Origin of the sequence: Pseudomonas sp. P39-UII1 (assembly GCF_039672635.1) — a bacterium.
Lineage (GTDB): Bacteria > Pseudomonadota > Gammaproteobacteria > Pseudomonadales > Pseudomonadaceae > Aquipseudomonas.
In genome coordinates this window covers 1-16,397 of sequence record NZ_JBDFPP010000041.1, presented here as the reverse complement: position 1 = coordinate 16,397, position 16,397 = coordinate 1, and the positions used below count along the sequence as shown (strand labels likewise).

Genomic DNA, 16,397 nt, shown 5'->3' with positions numbered 1-16,397 from the left:
CTTCATGCGATACAACCGAATCAGGCTCCACAGCCATAACAACTATCTGTCGCCGATAGCTATGGAGCAGCAGGCGGCGTGATCACCGTAATCGGTGTCCGGAAAAACTTGACCAGAACAGCTTGCCGGCGATGAGGCCTTGTAGGCACTGTTTCAATCACCGTCTCACACCGTCTCAATGTGCAACAGCGCAGCTGCGCAATGGCACCCGTGCACCAAGGCAAACCCTAGGCAGTTCAAGCAGTTGCGCCTGCTTGGCCACCTTGGCACGGCCATTGCGCCGGTGCCCGGCACATCCAATGACAAGAGGCACAGCCCCATGCTTTCCGACCTGCCCATCCTGCCCGCCACCCGCGCCTTCCTGGAGCGCAAGCTGAAGATGCGCATCGGCGCCGACTGGCAGGACGCCACCAGCGGCCGTACCCTGGCGTTCCGCAACCCGGCCAGCGGCGACATCCTCGGCGAAGTGCCGGCCGCCGAGCAGCAAGACGTCGACCGCGCCGTGCGCGCCGCGCGCCAGGCCTTCGACGATTCGCCCTGGAGCCGCATGCGCCCACGCGAGCGGCAGAACCTGCTGTGGCGCCTGGCCGACCTGATGGAGCGCGACGCGCAGCAACTGGCCGAGCTCGAATGCCTGAACAACGGCAAGAGCGCTGCCGTGGCCAAGGTCATGGACGTACAGTTGGCCATCGACTTCCTGCGCTACATGGCCGGCTGGGCCACCAAGATCGAGGGCAGCACCGTCGAAGCCTCGATGCCGTTGATGCCCAACGACCAGTTCCACGGCTTCGTCCGCCGTGAGGCCGTGGGCGTGGTCGGCGCCATCGTCGCCTGGAACTTCCCACTGCTGTTGGCCTGCTGGAAGCTCGGCCCTGCCCTGGCCACTGGCTGTACCGTGGTGCTCAAGCCCGCCGATGAAACCCCGCTGACCGCGCTCAAGCTCGCCGAACTGGTCGATGAAGCCGGTTACCCGGCCGGGGTGCTCAACGTGATCACCGGCACCGGCCTGAACGCCGGCGCGGCGCTAAGCCGCCACCCAGGCGTCGACAAGCTGACCTTCACTGGCTCGACCGAAGTCGGCAAGCTGATCGGCAAGGCCGCCATGGACAACATGACCCGCGTCACCCTGGAGCTCGGCGGCAAGTCGCCGACCATCGTCATGCCCGACGCCAACCTGCAGGAAGCCGCCGCCGGCGCCGCCACGGCGATCTTCTTCAACCAGGGCCAGGTGTGCTGCGCGGGTTCGCGCCTGTACGTGCACCGCAAGCACTTCGACAACGTGGTGGCGGATATCGCCGGCATCGCCAACGGCATGAAGCTCGGTAATGGCCTGGACCCGACCGTGCAGATGGGCCCGCTGATCTCGGCCAAGCAGCAGGACCGGGTCACCGGCTACATCGAACTGGGCCGCGAGCTGGGCGCGACCATCGCCTGCGGTGGCGAGGGGTTCGGCCCGGGTTATTTCGTCAAGCCGACGGTGATCGTCGACGTCGACCAACGCCATCGCCTGGTGCAAGAGGAAATCTTCGGGCCGGTGCTGGTGGCGATGCCGTTCGATAGCCTGGACGAGGTGCTCGGCATGGCCAACGACAACCCTTACGGCCTGGGCGCCAGCATCTGGTCCAACGACCTGGCCGCCGTGCACCGGATGATCCCGCGCATCAAGTCGGGCTCGGTGTGGGTCAACTGCCACAGCGCCCTGGACCCGGCGCTGCCGTTTGGTGGCTACAAGATGTCGGGCGTCGGCCGCGAGATGGGTGCGGCGGCGATCGAGCATTACACCGAGTTGAAATCGGTGCTGATCAAGCTCTGATCGACATCTGCACCGGCCTCATCGCCGGCAAGCCGGCTCCCACAGAATCACCACAGGCTTGAGACCCGCGCGGTCTCTGTGGGCGCCGGCTTGCCGGCGAAAGGGCCTGGCCAGGAAAAACAAATACAACAACAAAAAACATGGAGTCCACCATGAAGCACACACTCGCCTGCACGTTGGCACTGATCGTCATCGCCCCCCTGACCCAGGCCCACGAGCTCTACAACCACAACGGCACCACCCTCAACGCCGACCTCGAAGCCCTGTTCGGTGCCTTCCACAGCGACGAAAGCTACAACCAGGCCGGCAACCGCCAGCCAGGCAGCAGCAACTGGCGCGAGGGCTATGTGAAATACGGCCTGAGCGGCAGCCAGGCGCTGGCCGAAAGCGGCGCCCTGTACGCTGCCTTCAACCTGCTCAGCTCGGCCACCTGGGGCGATGGCGATGCCGCCGGCCTGACCCTCGGCGACGAGCGCCGCACGGCCATCGAAGACCTGTACCTGGGCTGGCGTTCAGGCAATCTGTTCCCTGCCCTGGGCGAAGACGGTGTCGATCTATCAGGCGGCCGTCAGGTGGTGACCCTGGGTGACGGTTTTCTGATCCAGGGCGACCCGGTCAACCTGGGCAAGGTAGACCTGGGCGCCAACTTCGACCGCGGCGGTGCCTACTACCTGGCCGCGCGCAAGGCCTTCGACCGCACCGCCGTGCTGCGCCTGGGCGGCAAGGACGGTTGGCGTGGCGATATGATGTGGCTGAAATCCGACAACCATTACCAGGCCGACACTTCGCTGGCGGTGGCCAACCTCGAGCATGTCGCAGACGCCGGCACCGTCGGCGTCAGCTGGATACGCGGCCTCGACGTCGACGCGCGCTATGCGCAGATCATGGGCCTGGAGCATCGTGATGGCATGGACACGGTCAGCCTGCGCGGGCGCGGCAACCTCGGGGTGAAGGACCTGGAGCTGGCGGGCGAATACGTCACCCAGGACCGCACGGGCGGTAGTGAGAATGCATGGTACCTGGAGGCTAACTGGACTTTCTCGGCGCTGCCTTGGGCGCCCACTGCCAGCTACCGCTACAGCCGCTTTTCGGAACACTTCGACCCGCTGTTCTATGGCCTGAGCCGCGGCTACGGGACCTGGTTCCAGGGTGAGGTGGCAGCCAACTATGCCGGGCCGTTCAACAAGAACAGCCAGGTGCACCACGTAGCGCTCAAAGGCAAGCCGCTGGACAACCTGACGGTGGGGGCACTGTACTTCGACTTCGACACGCTCGACACCGACCAGGGCAACCTGGGGGGGCGTGAACTGGACCTGTATGTGGAATGGATGGTCAACGAGCACCTGCTGATCAGCCCGCTGGTGGGGTTCTACAAGCCAGAGCGCAGTGCGGTGAATGGCGGTACCCAGATGGGCAGCCGGGATACCGGGGCCTATATGCAGTTGGTAGTCGGGACCTTCTTCTGACCAGGCCAATGGGGGCTGCTTTGCAGCCCATCGCCGGCAAGCCAGCTCCTACAGGCTCATTACCGGTCTTGAGATCTGCGCTGGCCCTGTAGGCGCTGGCTTGCCGGCGATGGGCCGCACAGCGGTCCCAAATGCTCAGGCCCTGCCCTGCTCTGCCAGCCACCGCCGCAGCATCATCTGTTGCACTGCGGAGTGACCGCTCATGACCTCGTCCAACGCCTGCCCCGCCAGTACCGCCCGCACCACCGGCGCCAGCTCCACACCTTGCAAATGCCAAACCCCCAACGGCTGATCCCCTGTGACCACCACCTCAGCCTCATCCACAAAACCCTCACGCAACACCGGCCTGCGCGCTACCCGCACTGACTGCCAATCGGCCGCCACATGCAACGCCTGTGCATCGGGCCAACCCCGGCGCCGCGCCCAGAACGGCTGCCCCATGCGTGTCTGCTCCTGCTCGTAGAAATCCCGCCCGATCCGGGCAAAGCGCATGAACAACTGCTCGACCCGCTGCTGATGAAATTGCCGCGCCAGCGCAGCCCGCTCGGGCCGGCGCAACAGGGTGTTGATCACCACAGGCGCCTGCAGCGCCGACGACAGCGACTGGAAAATCCCGTTCCCCGACAGTGGGTCAACCGCCATCGCAGCATCCCCCACCCGTATCCAGTCATCCCCTACGCAGGCGCCGGCAAGAATCGCGGTGCTGCTGCGCGCATGCACCTGTGCAGGTTCCATCGCCTGCGCCCCGAACAATTCGGCCACCAGCGCCGAGCCACGACGCCGTGTGGCGCAGTAATCCGGCAGAGCTGCCTTGCCCGGTACCCCTTGGGCGTCCAGGGTAATTTGCCAATAGCAACGGCCATCGGCCAACCTGGCCATCCAGGCCCAGCCGTCGTCCAGGCTTTCCACCGCCGAAGCCGGTGCGCAAGGCGCGTCGTGCCACAGGTTCAGCAAACTGACCGTCTCTGGCCCGCGCAAGCGGTCAACCGCCAACGGCGCCTGGCGCCCGCGTGCTTCAACCAGAAAATCGGCCTGCAGCACCTGCCCATCGTCCAGGCGTACCTGGTGAGCTTCGGCACGCATTACCTCACGGATGCGCCCTTCGACCAGCGTCACCCCGGCCCGCACAAGGTCATCCCGCAAGGCGCGGTCGAAGCGTTGCCGGTCGAGCAGAAACTCCTGGTTCATCTGCAAGTGCTCGCCATTCCAGCGCACCTGCCGGGTCGCCGGCATCGCCGCCTCGCTCAAGGCGCCGCCCAGGCCGGCATGGCGCAGCCCTTCCAGAACCCGCTGGGAGACGCCTTCCACCGCCGCAAAACGGCGCCAGTCGGAGACCACCGTGACCGGGTAGCCCAGCCGACGCAGGCCGATTGCCGTGGCGGCACCGGCCGGGCCGGCGCCCAATACCAGAATGCGCGGTTCAGGCATCGCGCGCCCCCCGCCGCTCGGGGCCGACAAAGGCTGCATGCGCTTGCAGCCACGCCACAACCTGGTCCCGCTCAAGATCGGGCTGTTGTTGCAACAGCGCAGCGATCCGCCCGGTTACCGCTGCACAACCCAGGCTGGCGCCGGCCATGCCGCGCTCGCCGACGTAACCGCCGAAGTCGGCCTGGGCGCTGTTCAGCCACGACCACTGCCCCGGCGCGCAGCGAGCATCGCCGGTAATACGGATAACGCCTGGGTAAGCGGCCGGGTACACCGCGCTGCCCTGCGCCGGGCTCGATGCACAAAGCAGCACGCCAGCAGCCTGCACCTCGGCGCAGGCCTGGCGCAGTACCGGCCGATCCTGCTGCAGCCCAAGGCTCAGGTTGACCAGTGTGGCGCCCTGCTCTGCCAGCCACAGCAATGCGCCGGCTACCTGCATGGCGCTGGTGCTCGCCTGTTCGGCAAACACTTGGGCTACCAGCAGCGGCACCTGGCCTGCCTGGGCCTGCAGGCGGGCTAACACCGCGCTGCCATGGCCAAGCCGGTCGGGCTGCGGCTCGCCGTCACGCAGCACGCCGTCCTCCAACCAGAACCGCCGCGCCGCACACAGGCCCAAGGCCTGTGCCGGGGAGCACCCGCTGTCGATCACCCCTACCTGCACGTCATGGGCCATGCTTGATGGCCTCCTTGGGCAACACGCGCAGTTGCCCGCCCAGCAACTGCAAGTGCAGGTCGGCACCGGCCAAGGTCGAGGCGCGGTGGCTGATAAGAATGCGGGTGCGCCCGGCGAACAACTGGTCGATGGCGGCAATCACCTCACGCTCGGTCGCTTCGTCCACCGCTGAAGTCGCTTCGTCCAGCACCAGGATCGACGGGGCCTGCAGCACGGCGCGGGCGATGGCGATGCGCTGTTTCTGCCCCCCGGAGAGTTGCTGGCCGCGCTCGCCGAGCAGGCCATCCAGGCCCAGCGGCAGGCTGTCGACCAGGGTTTCGAGGTGCGCCAGGCGCACCACCCGCTCAAGCTCCGCGCGGCTGGCCTGCGGTGCACCGTAGGCGAGGTTCTGCGCCAAGGTGCCACGGAACAGCACGATATCCTGGCTGACCACGGCGATGCGCTGGCGCAATGCTGCAAGGTTCAGGTCCCGCAGGTCGGCGCCGTCCAGCAGAATGCGCCCAGCATCGGGGTCGTAGAAACGCTGCAGCAGGTCGATCAACGTCGATTTCCCGACACCGGATGCGCCACTGATAGCCACTTTGAGGCCGCCCGGCACGCAGGCATGCACGCCGTCCAGCACCGCACCCTGGCGCCCATCGTGGGCGAAGTGCACGCCTTCCAGGCGCAATTCGCCTGGGCCTTGGGGCATCGGCCGGGGCGTATCCGCCTCGCGCACGGCCACGGCCTCCTGCTTCAGCTCCATCACCCGGCCCAGGCTTACGGCCATGCGCTGCACCGCCACATACAGGCCCAACAGGCTCTGCACCGGCCCCACGGCCATGCCCATGTAGGTAGAGAACGCAATCAGCGCGCCCAGTTGCCAGGTACCCTCGATAACCCACCAGCCACCGACCAGAAACGCGCAGGCGCGGCACCACGACGTCAGGGTACCGGGTATCGCCTGGGTGAAAAACTCGGTGACCTGCACCTTGAGCAACTGGCGCATGTACCCCTGACCCAGCTGGTCCAGGCGCCCGGCCTCGCGGCCTTGCTGGCCGGACGCCTGGATGAATTTCATCGCCGGCAGCGTTTCGACCAGGAACGACGACACATCAGCCGAGCGTTCGCGCAGGTTGCGCACTTCGCGCTCTACCTTGCGCCGCATCCAGCGCAGCCATAGCACCTCGATCGGGACCAGCAGCGCCAGCAGCAGCGACAGCTGCCAGGACAGCATCAGCATCAGCGCCACTGCGCCTACCAGGCCGATGACCGCCGACACCGCCGAGAACAGCGAGTCCACGGCAAAGCGCTGGATTTCCGCCACATCGCCATCCAGCCTGGACAGGATGTCGCCGGTACGCCGGCGCCCGTAGAAGGTTGGCGACAGCTGCTGCAAGTGGCGATACAGGTCATCGCGCAGGGCAAACAGAATGCGCCCGGACAGCCGCGTGTGCAGGTAGCGGTTGACGCCAGCCAGCACGGTGCCGAGCAGCCCGGCGACGATCATGATCGCGGCCACGTGCCAGAGGGTCTGGTAATCCTTGGCCAGCAGGCCTTCGTCGATCAGGGTCTTGACCAGCCAGGGTTGCGCCAGCGCCAACAGCGAGGCGCCCAGGGAAAGGCCCAGCAACACACCGATGGCGTGGCGCTGCGGGCGGACGAAACCATACAACCAGGCCAACGCCTGGCGCATGAGCGCGGGGTCGCTGGTCTCTACCAGCCTTGCGAACAGGTTACCCATCTCAACCGCGCAACTGCTTGAGCTTGCGGTACAACGTGGCGCGGCTGATGCCCAGGGCCTCGGCCGCAGCCGAGACATTGCCCTGATGCCGGGCCAACGCTTCGCGAATCAGCTCCAGCTCGTTGTCCCTCAAGCTGCCGGACGGCGCAGCGCCGCTGGCCAGCTCGTCGAGCAGGCAATCGGTCAGGTGCTCGAGGGTAAGCTGCTGTTCACCGTCTTCACGCATGGCCAGTGCGGTGCGCACGACCATCTCCAGCTGGCGGATGTTGCCCGGCCAGTCGAAGCCCTGGAGCAGCGCAGCCAGGGCCGGGTCGAGGCTTACGCCGTTGGCGCCGGCCTTGTCCAGCAGGCCCTGGACAAGGCTCGCCAGGTCGTCACGTTCACGCAGTGCCGGCAAGCGCAGCGAAACGCCGTTGACGCGGTAGTACAGGTCTTCACGAAAATGCTGTTCGTGCACCAGCCGCTTGAGGTCGCGGTGGGTGGCGCAGATCAGCGCCACGTCGATGTCCTGCTCGTCGGCCGCGCCCAGCGGCGCCACCCGGCGCTCCTGCAACACCCGCAGCAGGCGCGCCTGCAAGGCCAGCGGCATGTCGCCGATCTCGTCGAGGAACAGCGTGCCGCCGTGGGCCTGCATCAACCGCCCGACCATGCCGCCACGGCGCGAGCCGGTGAAGGCACCCTCGCGGTAGCCGAACAGCTCGGACTCGATCAGCCCCTCGGGGATGGCCGCGCAGTTTACCGCCACGAAGGGTTTGTCGGCCCGTGGGCTGGCCTGGTGCAAGGCGCGCGCCACCACCTCCTTGCCGGTACCGGTCTCGCCCAGCAGCAGCACCGGCAGGCCACTGGCCAGGCCCTGGCGGGCCATGCGCAGGTTGCGCGCCAGGCGTGCATCGCCCCCGGCCAGGGCGTCCAGCGCCGGCGATGTGTTGGCCAGTGCCGGTTTGCTCGGTGCCACGCTGCTGGTCAGCTGGCCATGGCGTGGCAGCTGCAGCGCGCGGAAGAAGAACTCGCCCTTGGCAGTCTGCACGCTGCTGACGCCGCCCTGCCACAGGCGTGCGATGAACGCTGGCGAGCGTTCGCCGAGCAGGTCGCTGCTGCGCCGCCCGATCAGGCCCTGGCGCGGTACCTGCAACAGTTGGCAGGCGTTGTCGTTGGCCGCCAGCACTTCACCGTCCAGGCTCAGTGCCAGCAAGCCGTGCCATGCGCTGTTGAGGTACTGCGGGCGGCTGTGGAAGGCCAGCACCAGCTGCTCGGTGTGGCACAGGCCGAACAGCCGGCTTTCGATATTGCCGGCAGCCAGCATCAGCATCGACAGGCTGTCTTGCGGCTGGGCCATGTTGCCTTCGCGGGTGATGTCGAGCACCCCGATCACCTCGCCATTCGGGTCGCGCAGCGGCACCGAGGTGCAGGCGAACGGGCTGAGCCGGTCCAGGTAGTGTTCGCCGCAGTTGATCAGGGTCGGCCGGCCTTCCACCACCGCCGTGCCGATGGCGTTGGTGCCGCGCAGCGATTCGCTCCAGCAACTGCCGGGGTGCAGGTCGCGCAGGCCTTCGCGTTCGAGTACGTGGGTTTGCCCTTCGATGGCCAGCACGTTGGCCTGGGCGTCGCCGAGGATGATGATGCCGGCCTTGCCCTGGCGCGCCACCAGATAATCCAGCTCGGGGGTCACCGCGTCGACCAGCAGCCGGTTGTGGTCCAGCAACGCGCGCAGGTCGAGGCCCTGCTGCAGGCCCAGGCCGACCTGCTCGCCTTGCAGGCAATTCAGGCCATGGCCCAGGCTGCGGCGCCAGGAGGCGTCGATTTCGTCGCGCAGCATGCCTGACGGCAGCTCGCCTTCGCGGGCCAGCTTGAGACGGGCCTGGCGGGCTTCATGTAGTGGCTCTTGGGCGGTTGGTTGTTGTTGTCGCGCCATTTTTTGCTCCGGCTGTGCCTCTTCACGGTGAGGGCAACGGGCTTGGGAATTTTTTTGCAGTGTGCGGGAGATTTTTCTGGGCGTCATCAGGGAGATTGCGGGGGGTTGGAGTGCATGCCGGTGGGTTTTGCAGCGCTCTTGAGATCGAGCGCCGCCCGCGCGGCGCATCGCGGGCAAGCCCGCTCCTACATTTGTTGCAACGTGCCATGGCCTGATAGGCCATAGTTGTTAGCCTTGGTGGCTCGACGAGGTCTTTCGGCTGGCACTGCTGCCGCCTCACCTGTCTTCAGTCATGCGCCAAGGCGAACAACCATGGCCTGACTGGAACGGCGCGTTGCAACAAATGTAGGAGCGGGCTTGCCCGCGATGCGCCGCGCGGGCGGCGCTCGATCTCAACAGCGCTGAAAATCTCAAGGCAAGCGCTTCGCGGGCGGCGCTCGATCTACGCCGCACCGCAAACCCCAAGCCCTACCCCCCAGCCCCACCACCATTCCCAACCCCCAACCCTGGGGAACACCCCCCAAATTCAACCTGCACAAAAACACCCGCCCAAACCCCAACCCCCCGCCCCACAAGCCCTCCAGCCCATTTCCAGGCACTTGGCACGGCAGTTGCCGCTCCCCTGCCAGACGCCCCAAGTCCATGGGCCCGTTTGCAGGAGGAATAGACTCATGCACCGACCGATACCCAACCCGCTGGCCGTGGCGATTATCGCCAGCATGCTCCAGCTCCCGGCGCAGGCAGCGCTGTTTGCCGTCGACACCGGTCCCTACAACCCCGCCAACGGCGGCTTTGCCGCCTGGTATCAGGACACCCACGGGCGAACCCTGGACCTGTGCCTGACCAAAGCGGTCAGCTCACGTGTCGCCGGCGCCCCTGGGGCCCCGAGCTACATGTGCACCCTGCTGCCAACACCGGGGGTGTTCGATGACACCCAACCCATCGTGTTCCCTAGCAACTTCCCCGACGAGGCCTTCTGGTTCACCGCCGACGCTGCCATCGTCGACGCCGCCCGCGGCATCGACCTCAGCTACGGCACGGCAATCGAAGCGGCCTTCGCCGCCGAAGAGCCAGTAGAAGGCGATCAGGTGAGCTTCGCCCGGGTGCGCATCCGCGTCGATGTGCCCACTGCGGGCACCTACGTGGTCACCCACCCGTACGGCGTCGAAGTGTTCGACGTACCCGCCGCAGGCCGGCGGGCAATCAACATGACCCGCGACATCGGCATCGCCGGCGCCGGCGATTTCAGCGGCGCGCTCAAGGGTGATGTCGGGCCGTTCCTGCGCAGCGTCAACGGCCCTTACACCGAGGGCAGCGAACGTTTCATCGGCGACCCCAACCTGGAAGAGCGCGTCACCGGCAGCCCGTTCAATACCAACTTCGTGCGCATCGAAGGCCCTGGCGGCATCGACCTGCGTACCGAGCTGTTCTCGATTTCGGGCAAGCTTTCCGATGTGGCCAGGCCGACCCCGTTGATGCCACTGCGCAGCACCTACTCACGGCATACCGAAAACGGCGACCTGCGTGCCCAGCAGGATGTGTTCGTGATGGCCCCGCCACCGCCGGCTGCCGTCACCCTGACCAGCCAGACGCCCAACCTGAACTTGACCGAAGCCAACGGTACCGGCGCCTGGTATGCCCAGTCGGTGCTCAACCCGATCGTCCCGGCCACGTTGCTGCTGACCGCCGACAACAGTGTGGCGATCCCTACCAGCAGCCCGGCCACTGCCAACCTGCCACTCACCGACCTGGTGACCATCACCCGCGCCGAATTCAGCCTGGCCAGCGGCCAGCTGACCCTGGTGGCAAGCACCAGTGACGAGACCAGCCCGCCGGTGCTTTCGGCGCGAACCGGCAACGGCACCTTCATCGGCAACCTGGCGGGTAACGGTGCGGTGAAGACGCTAAGCACCTCCCTCTCGCCCATCCCACCGGCCAAGGTGCAGGTCACCAGCGCCAATGGCGGTAGCGACAGCGAAGACGTGGTGCTGGTGCCATGAACAGACAAAGGCTCCGCCTTCAAGGAGGCAGCATGAACACTTGGCAACGCCGCGCGCTGTTGGCCGCCGGTTTCTCCCTCACTGTCAGCAGCGCGGCCTGGGCCGCACTGTCCGATGTCGACCCGGGCCCCTACACCTTCGCCACGGGTGGTTACCCGATGTGGTACAAGGACGCCAACGACCTGTCCCTGGAGCTTTGCCAGTCGCGCGCCACCAGCACCCGAGCGCCTGGCGCACCGGGTGCACCGGCGTACATGTGCACATTGCTGCCAGAGCCGGGCGTGTATGACGACGCCCTGCCGCTGGTGTTCCCCGACAACTGGCCACCGGAAATGTTCTGGTTCCTGGCCGAAACCGCAATCCCGCAGGTAGGCAACAGCGGCTACGAGCTGGAAGTCTATGTGGCGGGGCTGGAAGCCGCCTTCGCGGCGGAAAACCCGGTAGACGGCGACCAGCAGAGCTTTGCCCGTATCCGTATCCGCGCCTCGGTGCCCCGCACCGGTACCTACACCATTACCCACCCCTATGGTGTGGAAACGGTCAACGTGACCACAGCCGGTCGCCGGGCGATCAACATCACCCGCGACATCGGCATCGGCGCCCCCGGCAACTTCACCGGCGCGCTCAACGGCAACCTCGGCCCATGGCTGCGTGGCGCCGGCGGGCCCTACACCGAGGTCAACCCGGACACCGGCGCCAGCGAAACCTTCGTCGGCGACCCGAACATCACCGAAGCGGTCACCGGCAGCCCGTTCAACACCAACTTCGTACGCATCGAAGGCCCACCCGGGGCTATCCAGACCAACGTGTTCACGGTGTCGGGCAAGGTGCTCGACCAACGTGCGCAAACCCCGGTAACCCTGGAACGGGCCACGTACTCGCGCAACGGCACCGGCACCCGCGTCGAGGTCTTCGCCAAGGCCCCCAACGACGCCAGCGTGTGCCTGCGCAATGGCCTGGCGCTGGTGGGCACACCGCCCTCGCCTTGCCAGTTCAGCCTGCTTGCGGATAACAACGGCCTGTTCTTCAGCCAGCAGCTCAGCCAGGTCGCACCGCCACCGGTGGTGGTGGTCACCGCCAGCACGACGGCCGGCGGCACCCGCCCGACCGCGTTGTCGAGCAAGTTGAGCGACGTGGTCAAGGTGAACACCGCACGCTACGACTGGGCCAACAAGCGCCTGGTGATCGAAGCGCGCTCCAGCGACGAAGTGGTGATCCCCGACCTGGTCGCTCAAGGCTATGGTCGGCTGTCCAAGTCCGGCACCGTGCAAAGCCTGACGGTCAACGACCTGGCTCAACCACCGGCTAGCGTTACCATCAAATCCGCCCATGGCGGCAGCGATGTGGAACCCGTGATCGTGGTCGGCAACGCGCCGGTCGAAGCCGCCAACCAGCCGCCGCTGGCCCAGGCCGACACCGGCAGCACCAGCGTCGGCGTGCCACTGACCCTCAACCTGCTGCAGAACGACAGCGACCCTGACGGCAACGTGCCGCTGGCCATCAGTGACCTCACTCAACCGGGTACGGGCCTTGGCGGCGTCGTGCTCAACGGCACTACCTCGGTCACCTACACCCCGCCAGCGGGCGCAACGCAACCTCTGGTGGCCACCTTCAGCTATCAGGCGGTGGATGCCAAAGGGCTTAAGTCGACACCGGCTACCGTGACCGTCAACGTTGCCCCCAACCGGCCGCCAACCGTCGCTGCCCAAACCGTCGCGACACTGGGTGTACCGCTGACCATCAACGTGCTGGCAGGCGCCGCCGACCCTGAAGGCAACAACCCGCTGGTGGTCGCTGCCGTCACGCAGCCGGCTGCCGGTCGCGGCACGGTCAGCACCGACGGCAGCACGGTCACCTACACCCCACCGGCCACGGTCACTGCGGCGTTCAGCACCACGTTCACCTTCCAGGTACGTGACGCGCTCGGCGCGCTGTCCAACCCCGGCACCGTCACCGTCAACGTGTCACCACGCCCCGCCGCCGAGACCTTCGCGATCACCGCAGCGACCGTTCAGGCACGCTCCAACAACCGCTTCAACTGGGACATCAGCGGTACGTCCTCGGTGACCACCGGCAACACCATCACCGTGCGTGTGACCACCACCACCGGCGTGCAGACCCTCGGCACCACCACGGTACCGCTGACCGGCCGCTGGCGCCTGGTTGTCAGCAACAGCACCACGGTGATCCCAACGGCCAACCCGACGGTGACCGTGACCAGCAGCCAAGGCACCACGCGCACCAGCAACGTGACTGTGCAGTAAGGCCAGGAGAACGCCATGAAACGCCTGTACCCATTGCTGTTGTACCTGGCCGTCGCCGGCCAGGCCCAGGCCGACGACCTGATGGACAACGCCGACCTTGCGGCCGGCAACGACCTCGGTGACCCGGTGATCATCCGCCTGCTGCCGGCCGGTGCTGGCCAAGTAGCGGTGATCGAGCAGCAAGGGGCGGGCAACCGCGCCGCCCTCGACCAGAACGGCCAGGCCCTGCTGGGCCGCATCGTCCAGGCCGGGGGCGCGCAGGAGGCGTACATCCTGCAAGAAGGGAGTGACCTGATGGCCAGCATCAGCCAACAGGGAAATGGCAACAGCGCGTCGATCCGCCAGAGCGGCACCAGCAACAGCGCCAGCATCGAGCAGATCGGCCACGACAACAGCGCCAGCATCGTGCAAGCCGGCTCGGGCCTGAGCAGTTCCGTGACCCAGGCCGGCAATGGCCAGCATGTGCAGATCACCCAATACCGATAGACCTGGAGGCACCACCATGTTCAAGCTCGCTCCGTTAAGCGCCGCTATCGTCCTGGCCCTCGCCGGCCAGGTCATGGCGGACGACAGCACCTCGACCCAGTCGCAGACCGGTAACCAGAACGTCGCCGAAGTCAAACAGACCGTCGCGCCCTTCGCCGCAGCCACCCAGACCCAGTCCGGCAAGGGCCATAACCACCTGGCGGTGCAGGACACCAGCACCAGCTACATCGACCAGAGCGCCACGGGCTCGTACAACGCCGGCTACGGTGAGCAACTGATCGAGAACGCCAGCCAGATCACCCAGCAGGCCGCCGGCACCTACAACGACGCCTTCGCCAGCCAGTCGTTGGGCGAAAACAATGAGGCGCTGCAAGTGCAGCAAGGCGCAGAGAACCGTTCGACGGTGTGGCAGGACAGCCAACTGGGGAGCCAGGCCACCACCCGCCAAAGCGGCCAGCGCAACGAAGCGTTCGTCGAGCAACTGTTCGGCGGCAGCAACAACAAAAGTTTGGTTAACCAGGACGGCCAGGACAACTACGCCGCGGCCGAGCACCTGACGCACAACGACGGCAACATCCAGATCTACCAGCAAGGCAAGCAGAACTGGGCCTACGGCGACCAGCGCGATGGCACTGGCGGCATCATCGCCATCGACCAGAACGGTACCGGCAACTCGATGGAAGTCTGGCAGGACACGCAAATCGGCAGCCAGGCCAGCGTCAACCAGAACGGCCAGCTCAACGAAGGCTACATCGACCAGAGCCTGGGCAACGACAACACCGCCAGCCTGTACCAACAAGGCAAGTCCAACGCCAGCTGGTCGGATCAGTTCGAAACCACCCACTCGAACACCAGGGTCTCGCAGGCCGGCACCAGCAACCTGCATTTCACCTACCAGAACGGTGACAACCAGAGCCTGACCATCAACACCCAAGGCACGGGCAACAAGGTCATGGCCAGCAACTGGAAAGGCGAGAAACTGGGTGGCCAGTTCGGCAGCGACCAGACCGCCGTGATCAACCAGAAAGGCACCGGCAACGCCGTCAACCTGACCCAGAACGGCAACCTACAGCTGGCCAACCTGGGCCAGAAAGGCACCAACAACTCGATGGAAACCAAGCAGGCCGACAGCAACAACGAGCTGTACTTCGAGCAGAACGGCACCGACAACATCCTGGTCGCCGACCAGCGCGGCACCGACAACTATGCCACCGGCGACACCACCGGTACCGGCAGCACCATCACCCTCGACCAGTCCGGCTACGCCAACCAGAGCTACACCACGCAGCTGTACGGCAGTGGCAACAACGCCAACATCAAGCAGACCGACACCGCCAACGTCGCCTACGTGACCCAGGGCGGCAACAACAACAAGGCCATCGTCGACCAGGCCGGCGCCAACCAGAGCGCCACCATCACCCAGATGGGCAACGGCAACACGGCTACCGCTACTCAGCGTTAAAGGCTCCCCCCTTGAACCGCGGCGTCTTCTCTCCCTGGCGTCCGCGGTTCCTTTTTCATGCCTGGGTCTTCAATAGTCTGTGCGGGCCCAATCGCCGGCAAGCCGGCTCCCACAGGTACTGCGCAGGTATCAAAAGCTGTGGTGGTCTTGTGGGAGCCGGCTTGCCGGCGATAGGCCAGACAGGCCAACAGCGTTAGAATGGCGATTCCCCACAGCAGCGCCACCACCATGATCCAGTCCGACCTCGACCTGTTCGGCCCCCAGCCGCAACGTCTGGCCAGCCACACCGTGCTGCTGCCCGGCTTCGCCCTGGCCGAGGTCGAAGCGCTGCTCGATGCACTGCGCCCGGTGCTGCGCGCCGCACCGTTCCGGCACATGCAGACGCCGGGCGGCCTGAACATGGCAGTGGCGTTGACCAACTGCGGTTCGCTGGGTTGGGTGAGTGACAGCAAAGGCTATCGCTACAGCCCGACCGACCCGCTCAGCGGCAAGCACTGGCCGGCTCTGCCCCAGGTGTTGCTCGCCCTCGCGGGTCGCGCGGCTACGGCGGCGGGCTTCGACGGTTTTGTGCCAGATGCCTGCCTGGTCAACCACTACCTCCCCGGCACCCGCCTGAGCCTGCACCAGGACCGCGACGAGGCGGATTTCGGCCAGCCGATCGTGTCGATCTCTCTGGGTTTGCCGGCGGTATTTCTGTTCGGCGGGCTACAGCGTTCGGACCGAACCCAGCGGATACCGTTGAGCCATGGCGATGTGCTGGTATGGGGTGGCGAGGACCGGTTGCGCTTTCATGGGGTGTTGCCAATCAAGCCGGGGGTGCATCCGCGGATGGGGGAGCGGCGGATCAATTTGACGTTGCGCAAGGCGGGTTAACAAACCGTAGGAGCGGATTTATCCGCGATGCGCCGCGCGGGCGGCGCTCGATATCCGATGCCTGCAGGAGGCAAGGCAGGCGCCTGTCAATATCAATACGGCCTCAAACCTCGGCCGATTCTGTTCGCGGTGTTATCCGAGGCGCATGCCTTGAATTTTGCAGCGTTGCGCAAATCGAGCGCCGCCCGCGCGGCGCATCGCGGCTAAAGCCGCTCCTTGTATCTCGACTTTCGCCTCCCAAGAGGCGAAAGTTCTCGACTGATCATCGAGGGAAGGTCTTGAAGCGGAGCCGCTCCTAGG

11 protein-coding genes are annotated in these 16,397 nt (G+C 66.1%); 7 read left to right on the top strand and 4 right to left on the bottom strand.

The annotated features are described in order from the left end of the window. Window positions 1-319: 319 nt before the first annotated feature. Together ABEH27_RS25405 and ABEH27_RS25400 are read left to right on the top strand one after the other, a co-directional pair. Entirely contained in the window at window positions 320-1,813 is a 1,494-nt protein-coding gene (locus tag ABEH27_RS25405) for an aldehyde dehydrogenase family protein (protein WP_346616202.1), read from the top strand. A gap of 152 nt (window positions 1,814-1,965) precedes the next feature. Then, the gene (locus ABEH27_RS25400) at window positions 1,966-3,279 is read left to right on the top strand and encodes a hypothetical protein (RefSeq protein WP_346616201.1); all 1,314 of its coding nucleotides are present in this window, start codon (window positions 1,966-1,968) and stop codon (window positions 3,277-3,279) included. 135 nt (window positions 3,280-3,414) lie between these two features. Here the strand turns inward: ABEH27_RS25400 and ABEH27_RS25395 are convergent, their stop codons facing one another. Genes ABEH27_RS25395 through ABEH27_RS25380 form a run of 4 tightly spaced genes read right to left on the bottom strand, consistent with a single transcriptional unit; the run spans window position 3,415 to window position 9,012 of the window. Beyond that, a complete protein-coding gene (locus tag ABEH27_RS25395; protein ID WP_346616200.1) occupies window positions 3,415-4,707 on the bottom strand; it encodes a tryptophan 7-halogenase in 1,293 nt (430 codons plus the stop codon). Continuing rightward, the gene (locus ABEH27_RS25390; protein ID WP_346616199.1) at window positions 4,700-5,377 is read right to left on the bottom strand and encodes a S8 family serine peptidase; all 678 of its coding nucleotides are present in this window, start codon (window positions 5,375-5,377) and stop codon (window positions 4,700-4,702) included. Before ABEH27_RS25390 ends, ABEH27_RS25395 begins: the two co-directional genes overlap by 8 nt. Next, entirely contained in the window at window positions 5,367-7,100 is a 1,734-nt protein-coding gene (locus ABEH27_RS25385; protein WP_346616198.1) for an ABC transporter ATP-binding protein, read from the bottom strand. Before ABEH27_RS25385 ends, ABEH27_RS25390 begins: the two co-directional genes overlap by 11 nt. Before the next feature lies 1 nt (window position 7,101). Continuing rightward, window positions 7,102-9,012, bottom strand: a complete 1,911-nt coding sequence (locus ABEH27_RS25380) for a sigma-54-dependent Fis family transcriptional regulator (protein WP_346616197.1) — start codon at window positions 9,010-9,012, stop codon at window positions 7,102-7,104. A gap of 671 nt (window positions 9,013-9,683) precedes the next feature. Here ABEH27_RS25380 and ABEH27_RS25375 point away from each other — a divergent pair. From ABEH27_RS25375 to alkB, 5 genes are all read left to right on the top strand, one after another. Further along, window positions 9,684-11,012, top strand: coding sequence for a hypothetical protein (locus ABEH27_RS25375; protein ID WP_346616196.1), 1,329 nt, complete (start codon window positions 9,684-9,686; stop codon window positions 11,010-11,012). A 32-nt stretch (window positions 11,013-11,044) separates the two neighbouring features. Then, a complete protein-coding gene (locus ABEH27_RS25370; RefSeq protein ID WP_346616195.1) occupies window positions 11,045-13,276 on the top strand; it encodes an Ig-like domain-containing protein in 2,232 nt (743 codons plus the stop codon). A 15-nt stretch (window positions 13,277-13,291) separates the two neighbouring features. After that, window positions 13,292-13,762 (top strand): curlin, encoded by a 471-nt coding sequence (locus ABEH27_RS25365; RefSeq protein WP_346616194.1) that lies wholly within the window; start codon window positions 13,292-13,294, stop codon window positions 13,760-13,762. A 16-nt stretch (window positions 13,763-13,778) separates the two neighbouring features. After that, entirely contained in the window at window positions 13,779-15,224 is a 1,446-nt protein-coding gene (locus ABEH27_RS25360) for a curlin (protein ID WP_346616193.1), read from the top strand. Between the two features lie 228 nt (window positions 15,225-15,452). Then, window positions 15,453-16,097 carry a DNA oxidative demethylase AlkB gene (gene alkB, locus ABEH27_RS25355; protein ID WP_346616203.1) on the top strand — a complete coding sequence of 215 codons (645 nt, stop codon included), beginning with the start codon at window positions 15,453-15,455 and terminating at the stop codon, window positions 16,095-16,097. Window positions 16,098-16,397: the final 300 nt, after the last annotated feature.